The organism is Streptomyces sp. NPDC052101 (genome assembly GCF_040680235.1).
GTDB lineage: Bacteria > Actinomycetota > Actinomycetes > Streptomycetales > Streptomycetaceae > Streptomyces.
On record NZ_JBFAWH010000032.1, the window covers coordinates 36037 to 55978 of the forward strand.

21 protein-coding genes are annotated in these 19942 nt (G+C 72.3%); 11 read left to right on the forward strand and 10 right to left on the reverse strand.

The annotated features are described in order from the left end of the window. Positions 1-73: 73 nt before the first annotated feature. Positions 74-1405, reverse strand: a complete 1332-nt coding sequence (locus AB0L75_RS36150) for an aminotransferase class I/II-fold pyridoxal phosphate-dependent enzyme (RefSeq protein WP_365189928.1) — start codon at positions 1403-1405, stop codon at positions 74-76. Between the two features lie 60 nt (positions 1406-1465). On the opposite strand from AB0L75_RS36150, the gene AB0L75_RS36155 reads away from it, so the two are divergent. Next, on the forward strand, positions 1466-2146 hold the full coding sequence (locus AB0L75_RS36155; protein ID WP_365189931.1) for a pyridoxamine 5'-phosphate oxidase family protein: 681 nt from the start codon (positions 1466-1468) through the stop codon (positions 2144-2146). 31 nt (positions 2147-2177) lie between these two features. On the opposite strand, the gene AB0L75_RS36160 is transcribed toward AB0L75_RS36155, so the two are convergent. The 3 genes from AB0L75_RS36160 to AB0L75_RS36170 form a co-directional block, all read right to left on the reverse strand. Then, positions 2178-3128: an EamA family transporter gene (locus AB0L75_RS36160; RefSeq protein WP_365189933.1), complete on the reverse strand. Its 951-nt coding sequence runs from the start codon at positions 3126-3128 to the stop codon at positions 2178-2180. 188 nt (positions 3129-3316) lie between these two features. After that, entirely contained in the window at positions 3317-4321 is a 1005-nt protein-coding gene (locus AB0L75_RS36165; protein ID WP_365189935.1) for an EamA family transporter, read from the reverse strand. Positions 4322-4391: 70 nt separating this feature from the next. Next, positions 4392-4919 (reverse strand): Clp protease N-terminal domain-containing protein, encoded by a 528-nt coding sequence (locus tag AB0L75_RS36170; RefSeq protein ID WP_365189938.1) that lies wholly within the window; start codon positions 4917-4919, stop codon positions 4392-4394. Between the two features lie 370 nt (positions 4920-5289). Here AB0L75_RS36170 and AB0L75_RS36175 point away from each other — a divergent pair, with 370 nt between their 5' ends. After that, positions 5290-5718 carry an SRPBCC family protein gene (locus AB0L75_RS36175; protein ID WP_365189940.1) on the forward strand — a complete coding sequence of 143 codons (429 nt, stop codon included), beginning with the start codon at positions 5290-5292 and terminating at the stop codon, positions 5716-5718. 101 nt (positions 5719-5819) lie between these two features. On the opposite strand, the gene AB0L75_RS36180 is transcribed toward AB0L75_RS36175, so the two are convergent. Beyond that, entirely contained in the window at positions 5820-6446 is a 627-nt protein-coding gene (locus AB0L75_RS36180; protein WP_365189943.1) for a PadR family transcriptional regulator, read from the reverse strand. Positions 6447-6665: 219 nt separating this feature from the next. Between AB0L75_RS36180 and AB0L75_RS36185 the strand changes: the two genes are divergently transcribed. Next, the gene (locus AB0L75_RS36185; protein ID WP_365189944.1) at positions 6666-7148 is read left to right on the forward strand and encodes a DUF4231 domain-containing protein; all 483 of its coding nucleotides are present in this window, start codon (positions 6666-6668) and stop codon (positions 7146-7148) included. A gap of 40 nt (positions 7149-7188) precedes the next feature. Here the strand turns inward: AB0L75_RS36185 and AB0L75_RS36190 are convergent, their stop codons facing one another. Beyond that, a complete protein-coding gene (locus AB0L75_RS36190) occupies positions 7189-7554 on the reverse strand; it encodes a MerR family transcriptional regulator (protein ID WP_365189947.1) in 366 nt (121 codons plus the stop codon). A gap of 102 nt (positions 7555-7656) precedes the next feature. On the opposite strand from AB0L75_RS36190, the gene AB0L75_RS36195 reads away from it, so the two are divergent. Both AB0L75_RS36195 and AB0L75_RS36200 read left to right on the forward strand, forming a co-directional pair. Next, a complete protein-coding gene (locus AB0L75_RS36195) occupies positions 7657-8091 on the forward strand; it encodes a hypothetical protein (RefSeq protein ID WP_365189950.1) in 435 nt (144 codons plus the stop codon). Positions 8092-8136: 45 nt separating this feature from the next. Then, positions 8137-8949: a PhzF family phenazine biosynthesis protein gene (locus AB0L75_RS36200; protein ID WP_365189952.1), complete on the forward strand. Its 813-nt coding sequence runs from the start codon at positions 8137-8139 to the stop codon at positions 8947-8949. Positions 8950-8968: 19 nt separating this feature from the next. Here AB0L75_RS36200 and AB0L75_RS36205 read toward each other — a convergent pair whose 3' ends face one another. Continuing rightward, positions 8969-9769, reverse strand: coding sequence for a type II CAAX endopeptidase family protein (locus tag AB0L75_RS36205; protein WP_365189955.1), 801 nt, complete (start codon positions 9767-9769; stop codon positions 8969-8971). Positions 9770-9955: 186 nt separating this feature from the next. Then, positions 9956-11473: a glutamate--cysteine ligase gene (locus tag AB0L75_RS36210; protein WP_365189957.1), complete on the reverse strand. Its 1518-nt coding sequence runs from the start codon at positions 11471-11473 to the stop codon at positions 9956-9958. A gap of 574 nt (positions 11474-12047) precedes the next feature. Between AB0L75_RS36210 and AB0L75_RS36215 the strand changes: the two genes are divergently transcribed. The 5 genes from AB0L75_RS36215 (at position 12048) to AB0L75_RS36235 (ending at position 16987) form a co-directional block, all read left to right on the forward strand. Further along, positions 12048-12647, forward strand: a complete 600-nt coding sequence (locus AB0L75_RS36215; RefSeq protein WP_365189960.1) for a hypothetical protein — start codon at positions 12048-12050, stop codon at positions 12645-12647. Positions 12648-12940: 293 nt separating this feature from the next. Continuing rightward, entirely contained in the window at positions 12941-13147 is a 207-nt protein-coding gene (locus AB0L75_RS36220; protein ID WP_365190021.1) for a DUF5999 family protein, read from the forward strand. A 340-nt stretch (positions 13148-13487) separates the two neighbouring features. Continuing rightward, positions 13488-14018 carry a universal stress protein gene (locus AB0L75_RS36225; RefSeq protein ID WP_365189963.1) on the forward strand — a complete coding sequence of 177 codons (531 nt, stop codon included), beginning with the start codon at positions 13488-13490 and terminating at the stop codon, positions 14016-14018. 186 nt (positions 14019-14204) lie between these two features. Further along, positions 14205-14762: a hypothetical protein gene (locus AB0L75_RS36230; RefSeq protein ID WP_365189965.1), complete on the forward strand. Its 558-nt coding sequence runs from the start codon at positions 14205-14207 to the stop codon at positions 14760-14762. A gap of 269 nt (positions 14763-15031) precedes the next feature. After that, on the forward strand, positions 15032-16987 hold the full coding sequence (locus AB0L75_RS36235; protein ID WP_365189967.1) for an amino acid transporter: 1956 nt from the start codon (positions 15032-15034) through the stop codon (positions 16985-16987). Positions 16988-17047: 60 nt separating this feature from the next. Here the strand turns inward: AB0L75_RS36235 and AB0L75_RS36240 are convergent, their stop codons facing one another. Next, positions 17048-17629, reverse strand: a complete 582-nt coding sequence (locus AB0L75_RS36240) for a DUF1707 domain-containing protein (protein ID WP_365189969.1) — start codon at positions 17627-17629, stop codon at positions 17048-17050. 126 nt (positions 17630-17755) lie between these two features. Between AB0L75_RS36240 and AB0L75_RS36245 the strand changes: the two genes are divergently transcribed. Continuing rightward, positions 17756-18151 carry a helix-turn-helix transcriptional regulator gene (locus tag AB0L75_RS36245; RefSeq protein ID WP_365189971.1) on the forward strand — a complete coding sequence of 132 codons (396 nt, stop codon included), beginning with the start codon at positions 17756-17758 and terminating at the stop codon, positions 18149-18151. Between the two features lie 18 nt (positions 18152-18169). Here AB0L75_RS36245 and AB0L75_RS36250 read toward each other — a convergent pair whose 3' ends face one another. Continuing rightward, positions 18170-19762, reverse strand: coding sequence for a helix-turn-helix domain-containing protein (locus AB0L75_RS36250; protein ID WP_365189973.1), 1593 nt, complete (start codon positions 19760-19762; stop codon positions 18170-18172). Positions 19763-19942: the final 180 nt, after the last annotated feature.

Genomic DNA, 19942 nt, shown 5'->3' on the forward strand with positions numbered 1-19942 from the left:
AGGAGTCGTGCGCGAGTACCGGCCATGCGTGGCCGGTACTCGCGCAGTTCCCCGCGCCCCTGCTTCGCTTCCCCTAGCCATAAACGCGCGCCGGAGAGGGGCGTACCGCCGCTGCCACCACATCTGCCAGAGAGGTGATGTCCCCCTCTGTGAGCGTCGAGACCGTGATGCGGATCGCCTGCGGGCTGTTCAGGCGGTAGCGGGCGCCCGGGGCGACCGCCCAGCCCGCCTGCAGGAGGCGGGCCACGGCACCGGTCTCGTCGGGGACCGGCACCCATACGTTCATGCCGCTGCGGCCGTGGGCGGCGACTCCCCGGTCCGCCAGGGCGTCGACCAGCGCGTCCCTGCGCGCGCCATAGGCCCGTGCCACCGCCACCCGGTCCACCGCGCCCTGGGTCCACAGCCGGACCACGGCCCGCTGCAGCAGGAGGCTCACCCATCCGGGGCCCAGGCGCTGGCGGCCCCGTACCCGGTCCACGGTGACCGGGTCGCCGGTGAGGACGGCGACGCGCAGGTCGGGGCCGTAGGCCTTGGAGGCGGAGCGGATGACGGCCCAGTGGTGGGTGCCGCCCGCGAGGGGGTGCAGCGGGAGGTCGACGATGCCGTGGCCGTGGTCGTCCTCGATCAGCAGGGTCCGCGGATGGTCGCGCAGGACCGCGCGCAGGGCACGCGCGCGCGTGGCGGTCACACAGGCGCCGGTCGGGTTCTGCGCGCGGTCGGTGACGATCAGCGCGCGGGCCCCGGACTCCAGGGCGCGGCGCAGGTCGTCGGGGCGCGGGCCGTCGTCGTCCAGGCCCACCGGGAGGGTGCGCAGCCCCAGCGCGGGGACCAGGTCGAGGACGCTGCCCCAGCCGGGGTCCTCGACGGCGACCGCGTCGCCCGGTCTGAGGTGGGCGGTCAGGACGCGCTCGATGGCGTCGAGGGAGCCGGAGGTCACGGTGAGCGGGCCCTCGGGGACGCCGTCGGCGTCGAGTTCGGCGCGGGCGAGGCGGGCGAGGTCCTCATCGACGGGGTCGTCGCCGTAGCGGACGGGTCGCCGGTCGCCCTCCTTCGCCGCCGCGGCGAGAGCGGGGGCGAGTCGGGGCAGCAGGGCCGGGTCCGGGTTGCCGGCGGCCAGGTCTCGGCCGCCGGCCGGGACCTCCACGCGCAGTTCCTCGCGTCCGGTGGTGGCCGGCTTGGACCGGACACGGCTGCCCCGGCGGCCGGCGGTCTCGATCACTCCGCGCTCGCGCAGGGTGCGGTACGCGGCCGCGACGGTGTTGGGATTCACGCCCAGCCGGGTAGCCAACTCCCGCATGGGAGGGAGCGGTTGGCCCGGCACCAGCTCGCCGGCGCCGACCGCGCGCTCGACGCTGGCCGCGATCTCTGCTGCGCCACGCCCTGCAATGGGATACTCTCCTAGCACAAAGAGCATTATGCACTAGTGCAATACCGATCGCCAATCGTTCGCCACGGAGGGACCGCCATGCAGGGGACGACCGAGGAAACCCAGGCCGCCGCCTACACCCCGACCGACCGCACCGTGCCCACACGCTCCGCGGACCGGGCGTCGTACGACAAGGAGCTGGTGCACGCGATACTCGACGAGGGGTACGTCTGCCACCTCGGCTTCGTCCGCGATGGAGCCCCCGTGGTGCTGCCGACGCTGTACGGCCGGGTCGGCGAGCGGCTCTATCTGCACGGTTCCACCGGTTCCCGTCCGCTGCGCGCGGCCGGCGAGTCCGACCCGGGCCTGCCGGTGTGCCTGACGGTCACCCACGTGGACGGGCTGGTGCTGGCGCGTTCCGCCTTCCACCACTCCCTCAACTACCGCTCCGTGGTGATGCACGGCATCGCCCGCCAGGTCACCGACCCGGAGGAGAAGCGGGCGGCGCTGGACGCGCTGGTGGACCACATCGTGCCGGGCCGCGCCGCCGACTCCCGGCCCGCGAACAAGAAGGAGCTGGCCGCCACCGCGGTGATCCGCCTGGACCTGGACGAGGTCTCGGCCAAGCTCCGCACCGGCGGCGCGACCGACGAGCCGGAGGACGTCACCCTGCCGCACTGGGCCGGCGTCGTCCCGGTCCGGGCCGGCTACGGCGCCCCGGTCCCCAACACCGACCTGGCGCCCGGCATCGAGCTGCCGGACTACCTGAAGCGGCCGTAGGACCGGGACCGTCCGAAGGCGCGCAGAAACGTCACACGGGGACCGACTCCCGTCGGCCGGTGCCGCGGGCCTCGCTCACGGCGAGACCCGCGACCGCGCCGAGCAGGAGCAGCGTGCCGGCCGCCGTGCTCGCCGTCAGCCGCTCGCCGAGCAGGACGACGGCGAGCACGGCCGCGGTCACCGGCTCCAGGAGCATGATCACGGAGACGGTGGCGGACCGTACGACGGCCGCCCCGGCGAAATACAGGGCGTAGGCGAGAGCCGTGGGCACGGCGGCGATGTAGAGCACGAGCCACAGCAGCCGCGCCGGGTGGGCGGTGTGCGGGAGCAGACCCTCGTGCAGCGCGAACGGCAGCAGGCACAGGCCGGTCACCGCGAAGGCCCCGACCGTGGTGTCGGAGGCGTCGGCGCCGCCGTCCCTGCCCCACCAGCGGGTCAGCAGGGTCATCGCGCCGTAGCCCGCGGCCGAGGCGAGCGCCAGGAGCACACCGGCCGGGCGTACGGTCGCGGCGGAGCCGCCGAACGTCAGCACGGCCAGCCCGGCGAGCGCCCCGGCGACCGCAAGTACCCCGCCGGCGCCGAGCCGTTCCCCGAGCAGCAGCCGGGCGCCGAGCGCGATGAGCACGGGGCCCGCGCCGAGGGTGACGACGGTGGCCACGGCCAGCCCGGTCGACTCCACGGCGGCGAAGTAGGCGGTCTGGAACACCGCGAGACCGAGGCCGGTGGCGAGGACCCGGCCGGCCCTGCGGGCCAGGGGTTCGGTGGTGGCCGGGCGGACGCGCGGGCGCACGCCCCGTCCGGCGAGCAGCAGGAGCAGGCCCAGCGCGCAGCGCCAGAAGGACAGCCCGAAGGCGCCCATGTCGCTGGTGCGGTAGACCAGGGAGGCGGCGGCACCGGCCGTGCCCCAGGCGGCACCGGTGATGATCAGATAGAGCAGGCCACGCCCTACGGGCAGGCCGGAAGCAGGGTTCGACGTCGTCAAGGGATCTCTCCGCAGAAGCGCACACGTCGGTGCGGAAGTTCGAGGGCGGCCCGCTGGAGCGGGGCGCGCGGACTTCATCTGCGGGCAGCACCGTCCCGCCCCGCGCACATGCGCGGGGCTGGTGTCCCGGAGGCCCGCCTCAGGCGGCCGGGGGCGGAAGGACGAGCGTGGACGGCATGACCGGCACCTTAGGCGGACGTACGGCGCTCGGACAACTCGCGTTCCCCGCCGCCCGCGGCCACCGGCTCGCCGGAACCCTTGGCAGGGGTCGAGGACTGGGCGATGAACGCGCCGATGAGGACGACGGCGCCGCCGGCGATCTGCGGCGCGGCCAGGTGCTCGCCGAGCAGGACCCAGGCCAGCACGGTCGCGATGACCGCCTCCAGGCAGGCGACGACGCCCGCGACCTGCGGGGACAGCCGCCGCACGGACAGCACTCCGGTGACGTACGCGACGACGGTGGCGATCAGCACGATCCAGCCCAGCAGGACGAGGGCCGGTACGGCGGTGCCGTTCATGTGCGCGGAGCCGGAAAGCACCGACCAGCGCATGGTCCAGGGATGGGCGACAAGCGTCAGGACGAGGGCGCCGACGAGCAGTCCGTAGGCGATGACGCCGAGCGGGTCCGGCGCCTCGTCGCCGGCGTCGCCGCCGTGATCGGCGAGGACGAAGTAGCCGACCTGGCAGCAGGCGGCGCCGAGCGCGAGCAGCAGGCCGAGGGCGTCGAAGCTCAGCCCCGACCAGACCTCCACCACACAGGCGAGGCCGCCGGCCGCGAGGACCACGCCGAGCGCGGCGGCACGGGTCACGGGCCGCCGCTGCACGAACCGCACCCAGCCCAGCACCAGCGCGGGGGCCAGGTACTCGATGAGCAGGGCCACGCCCACCGGGATCCGGGAGAGCGCGGCGAAGTAGCAGGCCTGGACCCCGGCGACGGCGAGCAGTCCGAACCCGGCGAGCAGCGCGGGGCGCCGGCGCAGCAGCGCACGGTGCCGCACGGCGAGCGGCAGCATGACGAGGGCGGCGCCGGCCACCCGCAGCCAGACCACGTGGAGCGGGTCGAGCCCCGCCTCGATCAGCGGCTTGGCGGCCACTCCGGACCCGCCGAAGGCGAGTGCCGAGGCGAGCGCGAGACCGAGCCCGACGCCCTTGCCACGGCTGCCCTGACTGCTGTCTGACGTATGCACCGGCACATGATGACAGGCGGCGACATGAGCGTCACCCCCGATGACACCTGTCTCAGGGGCTGGACGTGCGGTGCCGTCAGCGGGCCGGTTCGCCGTCGCTCGCGCGCTCCTCGACGCCGTCCGCGATGCGCGCGTCCAGGTCCCGGATGCCGGCGCGTTCGAGCACCTCGACGGCCCGGGACGCCGGGTCCGCGGTGAGCGCGGCGAGGAGGTCGACGCCGGTGACGCGGGGCTCGCCGCGCCGGCGGGCCCGCTCGCGGGCGTCGGCCAGGGCGGCGGCCGCGGTGGGCGACCAGCCGACGGCGTCCCTGGGGTCCCGTGGGCCGGGTACGGCCGTGGCGGGGAGGACGGCGAGCGCGCCGGAGTCCTCCACGCTGCCCTGCCAGCGCAGTCCGTAGCCGATGCTGCGCTGCACGAGGTAGCCGAGCAGCCGGGCGAGCCGCGGTGGGCCGCCGACGGCGGCGCGGACCTCGGGGTCGTGTTCCAGGAGGGAGTGCAGCAGATGGGCGGTGTCGATCTGCCGGTCCCCGTCCCGGACGGCCCGGCGGCGGGCACCGGCGACCACCGCTGCCTGCTCCACACCGAGCGCGGCATCGTCGTCCATGTGCGAAACCGCCTCGTCATGGGCGGTCCAAGGGGCTGTACGGGGTTGCACATCCCCTACCCCATCAGCCTCGGCGGGCCGAGTCATCCACGACTGGAACCATCTTCGCGTCCCGCACGGAGTGGACATCGACCACCGGAATCTCATCCTTACGGAGGAGATTCGGCCGATCCGACCCGAGGGGCGCGCGCCGCCTTGCCATGCGCCCTGCACACAACCGCTCCGCTCCCCCGCACGTCCCCCACCGACATGGAGAGCGCGGCCACCGACCGGCATTCCTGACGGTTCATCAGTATTGAATGTTCGCGCCCCTCCCGCTACGTTCCGCGACACCGTAGCCCGCTACGCCCGATTCCGAAGGGGTGGTCGCATGGCCGAAGTCAGCGCGGAGGCACGCATCCAGGCACCGGCCGAGAAGGTGTGGGCCCAGCTCACCGACTGGTCGTCGTACGGCGAGTGGAACGCCACCCACACCAGCTTCCCCGAGGGAGGCCCGCAGGCCCTGGCCGTGGGCGGGACGTTCCAGGAGAACATGAAGCTGATGGGCTTTCCGGCCGAGGTCGACTGGACCATCGAGGAGCTGGAGCCGGCGCGGGTGTTCGCCATTCGCGGCAAGGGCCCGATGGCGGTGACGGTCGCCACCCGCTACACCCTCACCCCCGACGGCGACGCCACGGCCGTGCGCATCGACGGCGAGTTCACCGGCGCGGCCGTGTCGCTGATGGCGGGCAAACTGAAGGACTCGGCGACGGCCGCCCTGAACGAGTCGCTGCGCAAGCTGGCCGGACTGGTCGCCTAGCGCCCCGGCCGGCCGGGCACGCGCACTCCCCGGCGACCCCGGGGACGCGAAGGCGCCCCGCACGGATCACCGCGCGGGGCGCCTCGCCGCGCCTGCGAGCCTCAGTGCTCGTCGGCGAGGATCAGGTACAGCTTCTTGCGGGCCTCGTTGATGACGGTGAGCGCCTTCTCGCGCTGTTCCTTGCTGCCGGTCTTCCAGACCTGGCTGAAGGCCTCCATCAGACCGAAGCCGGCCTGACGGATCTCCGTGAGGGCCTCCCAGTCGACCCCGCGCGAAGCCTCCTCCCAGGGCGCGTCGGAGCCCGCGTCGGCGGCGCTGCGCCCGTCGTCGGTGAGGGCGAACAGCTTCTTGCCGCCCTCGGTCTCGCTGGCGATCAGGCCCTCGTCCTCCAGCAGCTGGAGCGTGGGGTAGACCGATCCGGGGCTGGGCTTCCACGCGCCGCCGCTGCGTTCGGCGATCTCCTGGATCATTTCGTAGCCGTGCATGGGGCGGTCCTTGAGCAGGGCCAGGATCGAGGCCCGCACGTCACCGCGCCGGGCCCGTCCCCTCGGGCCACCACGTCCCCTGGGTCCCCAGGGGCCGGGTCCGAATCCAGGTCCGCCGGGGCCGAACCCCGGACCACCCGGGCCGAAGGGCCCGAAGGCCGCCCGTCGCCCCTCGAATCCACCCATGCCCCGCTGACCGGGACCCTCGTGCCGATGTCCACGCTCGAATCCGTGAGTACGCATTGCGATCACTCCATTCCATCGCTGATCTGTCACGTCTACATCGCGTATCATTCGCGATGCCTCAACGATATATCGGAACCGATCGCATGACAAGGCCCTCCTCGAAACACAGCCGGGCAGCCGGGACGGCCGGCGGGCGAAGGCACCGCGGAACCGCATGGTGCAGGCCGGCGTCTGCCTGGTCGAGCCGCACAGTGGCGACGAATCCTTGGGGGCGGAGTGCAGTCGAACGGTGGACCAGGCGCAGGTCTCAGCCCGAGGGAGACGGCGGTCCTCCTGCTGGACAAGATCCGGCAAGGCAACGACTACACCCGCGGCAAGAAGCAGAGCTTTCGCAGAAGCGCTTCGGCGATCAAGATCCTGACGCTGGCGCTGTCCGCCGCGTCCACCATCATTCTGGGCCTGCAGAACCTCAACACCTGGGCCGGTCTGGCCTTTGCGCTGGTGGCCCTGGGGACGCTGCTCGGGGCCGTCGAGCCGTTCTTCAACTGGCGCTCCCGGTGGATCCTGATGGAGGAAGCGCAGTACCGCTTCCAGCGCCTTGCCGATGACCTCGAATACCTGATGGCGTCAACGGCAGCCGGTGATCTTACGTATGCCCACCTTGGCGGGGTCTTCGCCAGCTACCAGACGATTTGGGATGACCTGAGCCGCACATGGCTGGAGCACCGCCGGGAACCGACGCCGTCGACCAGCGCATAGCTCGACGTGTCGTACGCCGACGGGCCTGCCGGGGCCTCTCTCAGAGGGCCCGGTCCGCCGCGCGCAGCGGGCAGCCCGTGCCTACGCGCGAGGTCAGATCCGCGCGGAGTGCGGACAGTTCGGCCATGCGCTCGTCGATGACCCGGATCTTGTCCTCGAAGAGGGCGGACAGGGCCTCGGCGCTGTCCGGGGCGTTCCGCAGTTCCTCGCCGTGCCGGGCGATCTCGGCCAGGGTGAAGCCGAGCGCCCGGGCGGTGCGGACGTAACGCAGCCAGACCACGGTCTCCGGCGGGAAGTCGCGGTAGCCGTTGGGCAGCCGGTCTCCGTCGAGCAGGCCGACCTTCTCGTAGAAGCGCAGGGTGTCCTTCGACAGCCCCGTCCGCGCGGCCAGTTCCCCGATGCGCATGACTCCCCCGCCGCTTGGTCGACTTGACCTTGGAGCGTACTCCGCTGTCTAGCGTGGGCGGCGCCCGAGCGAGCCCGTCCAGGAGCCCCCGAGGAGCCTCCGATGACCCCTGCCTCCCCCGCCTATCTGCGCCTTGTTCGCACCAGCGGCTGGTACGACCTGATCGTCACCGCCGGTTTCGCGACGCCCTGGACGTATGCGCTGGTCCATCGCCTGCTGTCGGCCACGGGCGACGCGGTCGGCCTCGGCACCATGCCCGCGCTCAGCCCCCTGCAGACCCTGTACGCCAACCTGATGGGCTCGGTCGTGGTGGTCTGGTCCGTCCTGCGCGTCGTACGGCCGCTGCCTCTGCACGGCCTGCTCGACGGCACCGCACGCGCCCTGTTCTCCCTGTGGCAGGCGTACGCGCTGGCGCACGGCGGACCCGGGGTGCTGTGGCCGTTCCTCGTGCTGGAGGTCTCGTTCGGCGCCGCCCAGCTCGCTCCGTGGGCGCGGGCGGGCGCCGCCACCCTGCGGGAATCAAGCCAGGGCCGGTGAATTGGCCTTGGGCCGGCGCCGGGCACTGCCACTAGCGTCGGCGTCATGCGCATTCGAATCGTGGACGCCTTCACCGACCGCCCCTTCGCCGGCAACCCGGCCGGAGTCCTGCTCCTGGACGACGTCTTCCCGGACGACGACTGGCTCCAACATGTCGCCATGGAGGTCAACCACGCCGAGACGGCGTTCGCGCACCGGCTGCCCGAGGGCGGCGAGGCGGACTGGGCGCTGCGCTGGTTCACGCCCGTCGCCGAGGTGGCGATGTGCGGGCACGCCACGCTCGCCACGGCCCACGTCCTGCACACCACCGGCGCCCACCCGGGCCCGGTGCGGTTCACCACCCGCAGCGGCGTGCTCATCGCCACGCCCGCCGCGGACGGCTCGATCACCCTCGACTTCCCCACGGCCCCGCTCACCCCGGCCGAGGTCCCGGCCGGGGTCGCCGAGGCCCTCGGCGCGGTGCCCGTCGCCGCCTTCGACACCGGCCCGAACGTCGGCGACCTGCTGGTGGAGCTGGCCGACGAGAAGACGGTCCTCGGCCTCGCACCGGACCACAAGTCCCTCGGCGCCTACTCCTCGCGCGGCATCATCGCCACCGCCCGAGCCGAGGACCCGTCCCGCGGCTACGACTTCGTCTCCCGCTGCTTCTTCCCGAACGTCGGCATCGACGAGGACCCGGTCACCGGCAGCGCCCACACCGTGCTCGCCCCGTACTGGTCCGCGCGTCTCGGCCGCGACGACCTCATCGGGCTGCAGGCGTCCCGGCGCACCGGCCTGGTCCGCACCGGCCTGCGCGGCGACCGCACCCTGCTCACCGGCCGCGCGGTCACGGTCATCGAGGGCGAGCTGCACGCCTGAGCGGAACGCCCGCCGGTCCTCAGGCCGTCGGCAGCCAGCCCACCTTCCCCGCGAGGAGGGCGTAGCCGACGAACGCACCGATGTCGAGCAGGGAGTGCGCGACGACCAGCGGACCGACCCGTCCCCAGCGGCGGTACAGGTACACGAACACCACGCCCATGACCATGTTGCCGAGGAAGCCGCCGATGCCCTGGTAGAGGTGGTACGAGCCGCGCAGGACCGCGCTGGCCACCAGCGCGGTGCCCGGGGTCCAGCCCAACTGGCCCAGCCTGCGCAGCAGATAGCCGACGACGATGACCTCTTCGAGGATCGCGTTCTGCAGGGCGGACAGGACCAGCACCGGGTACTTCCACCACACGTCCGGCAGTGCCTCGGGTACGACCGTGAGGTTGAAGCCGAGGCCGCGGGCGGCCAGGTAGAAGGCGATCCCGGTGCTGCCGATCACCGCCGCGATCCCGGCGCCCCGGGCCAGGTCGGGCCAGGGCCGGGTGCGGTCGAAGCCGAGGGTGCGCAGGCCCGCGCCCTCGCGCAGCAGAAAGTGGGCGACGAGCGCGACGGGGACCAGCGCGGTGGCGATGCCGAACAGCTGCCAGGCCAGGTCGAGCCAGGGGCGGCCGGGCGCGGCGGAGGCGTTGAGGGTGGCCGCCTGGTCCTTCAGGCCGCCCGGCTTGGTGACCGAGCCGATGAAGCTGATCAGCGCGGAGACCCCGCTCGCCCCCAGCGAGAGCGCGAGGACGAGCACTGCCTCGTCCCTCAGGATCCGCCGCGGGCCGCGCTCGCGCGCCCCGGAATCGGCCACCGAGTCAGCCTCCACCTGCACCCCTGCCTCCCTGCGCATCATGGGCCCCCTGGCCCACCTCTGCCTCGCAAGGATCGCAGAAGGATCCGCGCGGCGGGCCGAGCCCCCTGGCGACTCCGCCCGGCCGCCGGCCGCCGCAACGGCGCTCAGCCCCCGCGGCCCGGACCGCCGGTCCGCAGGACGCTCAGCCCGCGCACCGCCCGACCGTCATCCCAGCGGAACAGGCTCGGGCAACCCCACCGGCCACGTGTGGACCGGCTCCCCCACATGCATCAGCTCGGCATACCTCCGCGTCGTCGCCGCCAGCGCCGCCTCCCGGGACAGGCCTTGCTCCAGACAGCGACGGAACGTGGCCGCCTGCCAGGACGCCCCGTTCACCCGCCGCCGGCAGCGCTCCTCGATGACGCCGAGGTAGAGGTCGCGGTCGGCCGCCTCCACGCCCCATGCGTCCAGCCCGGCCGAGGCCAGCGGCAGCAGTTCGTCGCGGATCAGGGTGACCGCGTCGACCGCCGCGGTGCCTCCGTAGCGCCCGCGCCGGGGCCACACGAACCGCGCGTCGATGCCGTACCGGCACGCGGTGTCGAAGTTGGCCTCGGCCGCGGCGAAGGGCAGCCGGGTCCACACCGGCCGGGACTCCTCGGCGAGGGCGCGGACCAGGCCGTAGTAGAAGGCCGCGTTGGCGATCACATCGGTGATGGTCGGCCCGGCCGGCAGCACCCGGTTCTCCACCCTGAGGTGCGGGACGCCGTCCGCGATGCCGTACACCGGACGGTTCCAGCGGTAGATCGTGCCGTTGTGCAGCACCAGTTCGGCGAGTCTGGGGGTGCCGCCCGCCGCGATGACGTCCAGCGGCTCCTCGTCGTCGCAGATCGGCAGCAGGGCCGGGAAGAAGCGCAGGTTCTCCTCGAACAGGTCGTACGCGGAGCTGATCCACCGCTCCCCGAACCAGGTGCGCGGCCGTACGCCCTGCGCCTGGAGTTCGGGCGGGCGGGTGTCGGTGGACTGCAGGAACAGCGGGGGCCGGGACTCGCGCCACAGCTCGTGGCCGAACAGGAACGGCGAGTTGGCGCCGACGGCGATCTGCGCGGCGGTCGCCACCTGCGCCGCGTTCCACACGTCCGCGAACCGGGCCGGGGTGACCTGCAGGTGCAACTGCACGGAGGTGCACGCGGCCTCCGGGACGATCGACTTGGAGGTGCAGACGAGGTGCTCCACGCCCTCGATGTCGAGCCGGAAGTCCTCGCCGCGTGCGGCCACGATCTGGTCGTTGAGCAGGGTGTAGCGGTCGACCTCGGAGAGGTTGGAGGAGACCAGGTCGTCGCGGTCCAGCGTGGGCAGGATGCCGATCATGACGATGCCCGCGTCCACCTCGCCTGCCTTGCGGTCGGCGTAGGCGAGCGAGGTGCGCAGTTCCTCAGCGAGCCGGTCGAATACCCGGCCACCCAATCGGTGTGGGGCGATGTTGACTTCCAGATTGAACATGGCGAGTTCTGTTTGGAAATCACGGCTCGCGATGCGCTCCAGTACCTGTCCGTTCAACATTTTCGGCATGCCGTCGGACCCGGCGAGATTCAATTCGATCTCGACTCCCATGAGGTTCTTGGGACGGTCGAATCGCTTCTCGCGCAACAGCCGCTCCAGTCCCGTCAGACACTTCTGGAGCTTTTCGCGGTAGCGCTGGCGATCGGACAGGTCGAACTGCCCTGCCACGACCTTCTCCCCCATCGAAGTGTCCCTCCTCGGATGGGCGGGCCGACGTTCCGGCCGCCGGGGCTCCCGGTCAGTGGGGGGATGATGCCCAGCGGAAGCGATCGATAACGTCCCGCGCGAGCCCGGAGCCCGCTAGGCTGTCGGAATGTTCCCCGCGGCACATTCACGGGGCATGCAACAGTCTGCACCTTCGGGTTCCCCCGGACGACTCGTGAAAAACGCCGACGACATTCGGCCGACCGCTACCGGTGCATATGGCGAGGTCAGCGAGGCAGGATCGGTCCGAAAACCGGGAGGAGTCCCGCAAATCGTCGACGTATTACCGCCTTGCGCTTCCCCCGGAAATCGGATAGACGAAACAACGGCCGAACAGGCGTCGTATAAACTTCGCCCACAAGGCAGAAGGCTGACGCCCTCGGTCGCGGTTCCTGCCGTGTTCAGGCCGTCCCCGTGACGGGCGGCAGGCCGAGCCGCACCGACTGCTCACCGACCCGGGCCTCCACCCTTCCGGCCTTGCGTGAGCAGACAGCGTCGTCCGCCCCACCCCTCCTCGCGCCGTCGCGCCTGTCGAACGAGAGAGGCGACCCACATGCCGCTCCACGTGCCCCCTGCCCCCGCGCCCGCCCTGCGCTCCGTCCTCACCGCACTCGGCTCGCCCACCGCGGTCCGTGAGGCCCGCACCCCGTCCCTGCGCGCCGCGCAGGGCCCGACGACACCCGAACTCCCGCTGCCCGTGCATGTGCTGGACCCGATCACCGCGCAGGGCCTGTCCGCGACCCGGCTGGCCGGCTGGCGTTTCCTGATCCGCTGCGGCGACCGGCCGGTGGCCGCGGCCGACACCATGCTCACGCCCGACGGCTGGGCCTTCTCGCACTTCTTCGAGGGCCCGTACGTCACCTCCACCGAGCGCGCCCTGCATCAGGCCGAGGCGCTGCAACAGCCGTACCAGGCTCGATTGCTGTCGGTGCCCGGTCTGTACATGCTGACCCTGTGGCTGCACGGCGACACCACCGCCGACGGAGCCGAGGGGCATCCGGCCGACAGCGATCTGCTCGTCCCGCTGGCGCCGGCCCCGCCGGGCATACCGGCGCACCGCCCGTTCCCGGTCACGGAGTTGCTCCCGGTGCTGACCCATCGGGCGACCCCCGTGCCGCTGCTGGGGCCGCCGGTCCTGGGCTCGCCCGCCTGACCGGCCGGGCGCGTCCCCCGCCGCGCGCGTACCCCGCTTACCCGGAAGGGAAGCGGGGTATCACCATGTCAGGGGTCTGGCCTGCAGGGACTAGCCCGTTTTGGCCACTGCGAACCACCCAAAGGGACAGTGCACTTGGACTGAACCGTCCGGGCGGGTGACGCGTCATGAACCTGTGAGAAGCGGTGCTGCGAAATCCCTGCGGAATGACGCCCAGAGGGCAACACTGGGTTCCGACCGACTTATCACCACGGGGGACGGCCATGACCACGACAGAGCGAGAGATCCCACCCATGTGCCAGCACCAGCCGCCGTGTCCGCCAGCCGAGTCCGCCGACCGGGAGTCCGCCCGTCTCGTGGCGCACCACCCGGAGCAGGGATGGAGTCTGCTGTGCAACGGCGTCCTGCTCTTCGAGGACACCGGCGAGCTGCTGCCCGACGGCCGGATCATCGGCCCGCACCGCCCGCTCGGTGCGGACGAGGTGATGACGGCGGCCTGACCACCACCCGGGAGGCGTTCCGCCGGCGCGGCGCCTCCCGCCCCGCCAGGCGGCTGCGCCTCAGCCCTTGGTGGCGCCCCACCGAGCGAAGAGAACGCGGAGACCGCGACGACGGTGACCGTCGTGCCGCCCGCGATCAGCGTGCTGTTGCCGACCAGCCACCGGACGGCGACTCTGGAAACGGGCGTGGGGGCGTCAAGATGTCGCGCAAAGGACCGGTCTCCTGGGTGTGCTGATCACCCGGAACAGGTTCGGAAGTTTCGATGCCGTTATCGCATCCGAGGACCGTCACTCCGCCCGACTGGTCGAATCGCCGGTACGGGAGTGGGATGGAACGGTGATGTCCGGTTACGACGGCTCGTCGGCCGCTCGGGTGGTGGTCGGTGTGAGCGGCTCCCTGGGCAGCGTCACGGCCCTGCGCCGGGCCACCGCGCTGGCCCGGCGCCTGGGAGCCGAACTGTGGCCGGTGCTGGCCTGGGAGCCGCCCGGCGGTGACCCCGCCGCGCGCCGCTCCCCCGTCGCCGGCCTGCTCGTCGAGGACTGGCAGCGGCTCGCCGGACAGCGGCTGGCCGCGGTGCTCGACGAGACCTTCGGCGGGGACACCCCCGGTGTACCGATGCACCCGGCCGTCGTCCGCGGCGCCCCGGGACCTGCGCTGGTGGCGACCGCGGTCCGGGAGAGCGACGTCCTGGTCGTGGGCGCGGGCCGGCGCGGTCTGCAGCGCGCCTTCTCGGGCCGGGTCTCCCGGCACTGCCTGGCCCACGCGGTGTGCCCGGTGCTCGCGGTGCCCCCGTCCCCGCTGGAGTCGGAGCTGCTGTCCGTGCACCGGCGCAACACCTGGCATCTGCGCATGGACATCCGGGGCTTGTGAGACACGCCGGGTGGTGACAGCGCCATGAGAATCCCCTGGAGACGGTGCCCGGCGGAGTCCTCGCGCAGCCGCGGCGCGCGGGGCTCGCCGGGGTTCCGTCAAAAAGCGCCCGCCGGCCGTCAGGACGCCGTCAAGGAACGCTTCGACCCGGCTCCGGCCCGGCCTGGCCTGTCTAACGTCTCAGCCATGAAGCGCCACGACGACACCCCCACCCGGCCCATGGGCTCGCACCCGGCCGGCACCGTGGGCGTGGCGTACGACCGTGGCTGGAACGCGGACATGCGCGCGGCGCTCGGCTGTGCCGGTCTGCTGCTCGGGCTGTTGCTGTGCGTCGACTGGGCGGCCGGCACGCTCACCTGGTGGCGCGGCGCCCTGTGGGGCGTCCTCGCGCTGCTGTTGCTGCTCGTTCTGTTCCCGGTGCGGGTGTCGGCCGGTGCGGGCTGGCTCGCCGCGCGGCGGCTGCTGGTCACCCGCCGGGTCCGTACCGATCGGCTGACCGCGGTGCGCCCGCTGGACGGCGTCGCCCAGCGCCTGGTCCTGCGCGACAGCCTCGGCAACCGGGTCGAGATCGACCCCGAGGTCCTGATCCGCAATCCGAACCTGTGGTACCTGCTCGACGAGGGCGCCCGGGTCTCCGAGGCGGCCGGCACCCTGCTGTGCGGCACGACCGCCCTGCACCGCCTGGCCCGCCGCCTCGACCATGAGACGGCCCTCGGCGTGTTCCGGACCTCCGGCATGGAGTGAGGCGGTGCGTTCGAGGCTCTGAGAACATGACACTCGGTGGCCGTCCAGGCGTCGACGGTGCGACCCTGACCTGAACGGCCGTGCTCCCGGCGAACCTTCTCCAGCCTCCGCTTCTTGATGCGGCTCTCCGGCTTCCGGGCCATTCTTAACGCAAGCTTGACGCCTGCCCAGCCCGTATCCGTGGGCCCAGACGTCACTCTCTGCTTACGCTGGTGCCCGCCGTCCGCGTGATGGCCGGAAAGAGCTGAGCCGCACACAGGAGCACGCCGATGGCCACGACCGAACACCCCCCACCCAGTCGCTTGCGCAACTGGATGCTGGAGGGGCTGTCCGACATGGGCAAGCACGGCGGCCACACCGGGCCCCACGCCGAACCGGAGCCCCCGCACAAGGGCCAGCGCTGGTGGCGCGTGATGTGCCTGACGGGTGTCGACTACTTCTCGACCCTCGGTTACCAGCCGGGCATCGCGGCCCTGGCGGCCGGTCTGCTGTCACCGATCGCGACCATCGTGCTGGTCATCGTCACCCTGGCCGGCGCCCTGCCCGTCTACCGCAGGGTGGCCGAGGAGAGCCCGCACGGCGAGGGCTCCATCGCGATGCTGGAGCGGCTGCTGTCGTTCTGGCAGGGCAAGCTGTTCGTGCTCACCCTGCTGGGCTTCGCGGCCACCGACTTCCTCATCACGATCACGCTGTCGGCCGCTGACGCCTCCACCCACCTGGTGGAGAACCCGCATCTGACCAGCACTCTGCACGGCCACCAGATGGTGATCACCCTGTTCCTGGTGGCGCTGCTCGGCGCGGTGTTCCTCAAGGGCTTCCTGGAGGCGATCGGTGTCGCGGTCGCCCTGGTCGGCATCTACCTCGCGCTCAACGTGGTCGTCGTGATCGTCGGCCTGTGGCACGTCATCACCGCCGGGCATGTGGTCACCGACTGGAGCAACGCCCTGACGGCGCAACACGGCAATGTGTTCGTCATGATCGGCGTGGCGCTGGTCGTGTTCCCGAAGCTGGCCCTCGGTCTGTCCGGCTTCGAGACCGGTGTCGCCGTGATGCCGCATGTCCAGGGCGATGCCGGGGACACCGAGGAGAAGCCGACCGGCCGGATCCGGGACACCAAGAAGCTGCTGACCGCCGCCGCGGTCATCATGAGCGTCTTCCTGATCGCCACCAGCTTCATCACCACGCTGCTGATCCCGGAGAACGCGTTCAAGACCGGCGGTCCGGCCAACGGCCGCGCGCTCGCCTACCTCGCGCACGAATACCTCGGTGGCGCCTTCGGCACGGTCTACGACGTCTCGACCATCGCCATCCTGTGGTTCGCCGGCGCCTCCGCCATGGCCGGCCTGCTCAACCTGATGCCGCGCTATCTGCCGCGCTACGGCATGGCCCCGCACTGGGCTCGCGCAGTACGCCCGATGGTCATCGTCTTCACCCTCGTCGCGTTCCTGGTCACCTGGCTGTTCGACGCCAACGTCGACGCGCAGGGCGGCGCCTACGCCACCGGTGTGCTGGTGCTGATCAGCTCCGCGGCGATCGCGGTGACCATCGCGGCGCACAAGGCCGGGCAGCGCAAGTGGACCATCGGGTTCGGCGTGATCTCGGCGGTGTTCCTGTACACGACCGTCGTCAACGTCATCGAGCGCCCGGACGGTGTGAAGATCGGTGCCTGCTTCATCGCCGGCATCATCCTCGTCTCGCTGGCGTCCCGGCTGGCCCGTGCCTTCGAGCTGCGCGTGACCAGCGTGACGCTCGATCCTCTGGCGGAACGATTCATCCGTGACATGGCCAGCCGCAAGATACGGTTCATCGCCAACGAGCCCGGCCACCGGGACAAGGCCGAGTACCGCGACAAGATCGAGCAGATCCGCGCCGACAACGACATGCCGGAGCAGGAGGACTTCGTCTTCGTCGAGGTCACGGTCACCGACCCGTCCGAGTTCGAGGCGAGCCTCACCGTGCGCGGCGAGGTGCTCCATGACCGCTACCGGGTGCTGACCCTGGAGTCCGCGTCCATCCCGAACGCCCTGGCCGCGCTCCTCCTCAACGCCCGCGACATGACGGGCTGCACCCCGCACATCTACTTCGAGTGGACCGAGGGCAATCCGTTCGCCAACTTCCTGCGCTTCTTCCTCTTCGGGCAGGGCGAGGTCGCCCCGGTCACCCGTGAGGTCCTGCGCGAGGCGGAGCCGGACCGGGTACACCGCCCGCGGGTGCACACCGGCTGACACGGCCGAGACCGGGCGGGCCTCCAGGGGCCCGCCCGGCGGCGCCGGGTGGCACGCGGCCTACCTGGCGAACCAGCGCCTCGGCGGCCGCACCTCCAGCCGCCCCATGCTGAGCCGGCCGTGTATCTCCACCCGGAGCACGACCGGCGCCGCCGGATCGCGGGCCGGCCGCACCTTGGTCCTGCCGTAGCCCATCACCAGTGAGTCGGCGTCCACGAGCACGCCGGGCCGGGTGATCAGCCGCAGGGTGCCGCCGCTCATGTCCAGGTCGATGCGGAGGGTGTCGTGCGTGATCACCGCGCTGGAGAAGTCGAGCGTCACATGCCCCCAGGCCGAGACGACCTCCATGTGGCGCGGCACAGCCCAGTCGTCCGCGCGCAGGGTCGAGGCGCCCTGCTGTTCGATCCGGACGACGTCCTTGGCCGGTGCCGCACCGGCCTCCCCCGGCAGGTCCGCGGTGAGCGCCGCCAGCTCGCCGAGGGTGCGCGCGGACAGCGCCGCCGCCACCCGCTCGTCCAGCTCCTCGGCCGTGATCCGGCCTTCTCCCGCGGCGACCGCCAGCATGTCCACCACCCGGTCCCGGTCCGCATGCGAGGCACGCAGTGCGGACGACGTCTCCGTGGGCAGCAGCTCGGCCTTCATACCCTCACCCCGATTCCAGCGCGTCCCCGCAGGGAGCCACGATCACGCACTAACGCTATATCGCGTTATACCCAACGGCCAACCCCACGTCCGCGGTTCCCCGCGTGTGGCCCTATCGTGACCGGCATGCAGTCCTACACGATCGGCCAGGCGGCACGGCTGCTCGGCGTGAGCCCGGACACCGCCCGCCGCTGGGCCGACGCGGGCCGGATGGCCACCCATCGCGACGAGTCCGGGCGGCGGCTCATCGACGGCCGGGACCTCGCCGCGTTCTCGGTCGAACTGGCCAAGGCGGGCAGCGGCGAGGAGGACGCCCCCTACACCTCCGTCCGCAACGCGTTCCCCGGCATCGTCACCGCGATCAAGCTCGGTGACGTCGCCGCCCAGGTGGAGATCCAGGCGGGCCCGCACCGGCTGGTCTCGCTGCTGACCCGGGAAGCCGTCGAGGAACTGGGCCTGGAGGTCGGCATGGAGGCCACCGCGCGCGTGAAGTCCACCAACGTGCACATCGACCGCGTCTGACCCGTCACGCCTTCGGCCTCACCGGCACATCAGCGCCGCCCACAGATCGAGCCGGTCCCGCAGCCGGGACAGGTCGCGCCCGGTGAGCCGCTCTATCCGCTCCACCCGGTAGTGCACGGTGTTGACGTGCAGATGCAGCGCCTGCGCGGTACGCGCCCAGGAGCCGTCGCAGGCCAGGAAGGTCTCCAGGGTGCCGAGCAGGGCGCCGATGGCGGGCCGGCCGCTCTCCAGCAGCGGACCGAGGACCTTACGGCTGTATGCGGCGCGCACCTCGGCCGGCACCCCCGTGAGCAGGGCGTCGAGGGTGGTGAGGGCGCCCGCGTCGGTGAGGCGGGCGGCGTCGGGCGCGCTGGTGCGGGCCGAGGCGAGGGCGTAGCGGGCCTGCGCCAGCGCGCCGCCCAGGCCCTCGGGGTCCGCGGCAGGCACCCCGACGCCGCCGTGCAGCACGATGCCGGGCGCACAGCCGGCGACCAGCGGCCACACCTCGTCCGCCCAGTCGTCGGCCACAGCACCGGACAGCACCGCGAAGGCGCACCCGTCCGGCAACCGGCCAACGGCGGCCGCCACGGCGGGAGTCCGCTCCCCCGCGTCCGCGACGGCGGCCGGCTCCGCCGAGGCATCGCCGGCACCGCCGCCCGCCGCCACCAGATGCCCGGCCACCTCGGTCAACGCGCCCTCCGCGAGCAGCACTTCGGCCGGCTCCGGCTGTCGTACCGCCGCGTCCGCGACGATCACCTGGTACGGCCCCGCCTGCGGCAGTCCGCACCGGCGCAGCGCCGCCTCCACGGTGCCGTCCGCCCGCCCGCCCCGAGCGGCCAGCAGCGCACCGAGTTCGTCCGCCGCGCGGAACCCGGCCGACGGGCGCCGGGCCCCGGCCTCCTGGCAGTGCGCGAGTACGGCGGCGACCTCGTGCAGCATGCGCGGCGGGGCACCGTCGGGGTCGGGCAGGTACAGCAGCCAGCGCTCATAGGCGGACACCCCGACGGCGTCGACGGAGGCGGTCACCCCGGACCCGTCCGCGGCGAGTGCCACCGCCTCCCGTGCCGGCACCGCCGCGGCGCCCGCCGTGGCCGCGACCGTCCGCCCGGACGGGGTGAAGACGTACGCGGCGGTGCCGTCGAGGTGGGCGAAGGCCGCGGTGAGGACGGCGTCCGGCCCGGCCTCCTGCGCGAGCAGCCGGCTCAGCCGTACGCGTGTGTTCTCCGGCAGCGCGTGATGCCGGCTCAGCCCGCCCCACTGACGCAGATACACGGTGTCGGTGATCGACCGGAACATGATGTGCGCCGGCACCCCGGCCACCGGGACCCGGTGGCGGACGCATGCCTCGACCAGGTCGTCCGGCACGCTCCCGTGGGTCTCCTCCCCCGCCAGCAGCGCGGCGGCCCCCGCTTCCCGTAGTGCCGAGACGAACCGCTCGGCCTTGCCCGAGCCGCCGGCGGGCGACCACCACACCAGTCCGCTGAGCACCACCTCGCCGGGCCGCACGAACCGGGCCGGGTCCTCCAGGTCCGTGACGGTCACTCCGCTGATTTCACGCCTCAGCAGTTGGTCCTCCGCCCACAGCAGGCGCAGGCCGAGGGAGGCGTCCCCCAGGAGGTGTTCGACGTGCATGTGCTGGCTCCTCGTACGGCCGCCGGGCGACGAAAAGAACCCCGGTCTCTCGCATTCGCAAGCCGAGTGCGAGATAAAGCATCGTAAATGCAAGCCTTCCACAGGGGAACGCCTCTTGGTGAATCCTCCAGGGGGAGCGGCGTCGGCCTCGGCGTTTCCGTGCTCCGCACCAGTCGTCCG